Genomic DNA, 1,393 nt, shown 5'->3' with positions numbered 1-1,393 from the left:
TTTTTGTCAATGCGTAAGTTCTATATTAGTTCTTGTAACGGGAAAGATAATCTTTTGTCTGGTGCAGAAGAAACATAGACGACTAAAACAAATTTGAAAGGAGACTCTCTGTATAGAGAAATCATCGATCTAATAATTTCATTTCTTTGGGACTTGTCAAACTCTTCGGTCAAGAAATCTATAACTAGAACTTCATACTGTAAGTTAATATCATCTATTCTGTTCCTAAACCGAACGTCTCTAAACTCTCTTCTTCTGATTAGCTGGCAAATTTTTGGTTCTTGATAATTTCCAACCAAAAGATAGTTAATTCTAGTGTTTCCAACTATCTGTTCTCTGGCGATGCTGCGCTGGAGAATGTTTACTTCGCGAGCTATAGAGTCTCCTACAACTTTGTAAATTTCTTTTTCGGCAATTTCTTTAGCCGATCTAGTAGCGTCTCTCAGCGACTTCCAGAATAAAGCTGTAGCAATGGCAGCAAAAATGCCAAGTACTATAGATGTGATAAAAATCAAATTATAAATCGACTGGACGTAAGTTTGGAAGCTACTTACAAGCGAGTCATTAGCTTTCTGTAAAAATTCTATTTGGCTCTGTAACTGTTCTACTGTTGCTTGAGCATAAAAGTAATTATAAAATTGCCACATTCTAGAAAAATTCTCAATTTAATAGTGCGATCTGATTACGAGCTTCTCTGATAAAGTGATAACTGTCAAAAATAATCGAGTTAGATTTTAACCCGCATCCATCACCCCCACAGATGTAGTCATTTAGTAATATAAATTCATCCTAAGTGCGATCGCTCTAGTTAAATTGTTAAAAGGCGATCGCCTCTTAGAAATCATCTTTCTCCTCTCCTTCCACAAACCAAAAATCCACGATAGCCATTATCATTATTATTGAGCAGAATCACGGGCAAAGACAGAAGCAATTATGACCGATGGCAGCACCAGAAGAAGAAGAGTCCGAAGAACGTCCTCCGAGAACGAACTTGGAGAACCATCACTTCCACAAACCATAACTGATGGTAGCAGAACCCGAATCAGAAGAACTCGCTCGGAAAATCAACCAGATGATTCTCAACCTCTGTTAGAAGAACCAGAATTATTAGAAAACAGCATAACTAACACTCCTTTGCCAAGACAGAGTGCGACCGATCAAAAGATAACAACAGAAACCCGTGATGAGAAATACCAAGTGCCAATGCCACAGATACACAAAAACCCTATGACTTTAGGCATCGATCAAATTAAAGCTGAATTAGTAGAGGAAAGACGCTCCGCTCTCTGAGAAGTCCGATTGTTAGGGGTCGACCAGAGAATCGCTTCTCTAGCCTCCCATCCAAAACGTAGCGTGCCACTTTCACGGCACTACGCTCCTCCTGGCTTTTCGG

2 protein-coding genes are annotated in these 1,393 nt (G+C 39.1%); one reads left to right on the top strand and one right to left on the bottom strand.

Annotated features, from left to right (window positions below):
• Positions 1 to 20: 20 nt before the first annotated feature.
• Complete coding sequence (locus H1P_RS33360) at positions 21 to 647, bottom strand: hypothetical protein (protein WP_144875777.1); 627 nt, start codon at positions 645 to 647, stop codon at positions 21 to 23.
• Between the two features lie 286 nt (positions 648 to 933).
• Between H1P_RS33360 and H1P_RS33355 the strand changes: the two genes are divergently transcribed.
• A complete protein-coding gene (locus H1P_RS33355) occupies positions 934 to 1,290 on the top strand; it encodes a hypothetical protein (protein WP_144875775.1) in 357 nt (118 codons plus the stop codon).
• The last annotated feature ends 103 nt before the right edge of the window (positions 1,291 to 1,393 follow it).

The organism is Hyella patelloides LEGE 07179 (assembly GCF_900659865.1).
Taxonomy (GTDB): domain Bacteria; phylum Cyanobacteriota; class Cyanobacteriia; order Cyanobacteriales; family Xenococcaceae; genus Hyella; species Hyella patelloides.
Note: the sequence above shows the minus strand (reverse complement) of the source record. Positions and strands in the feature narration are given on the sequence as shown.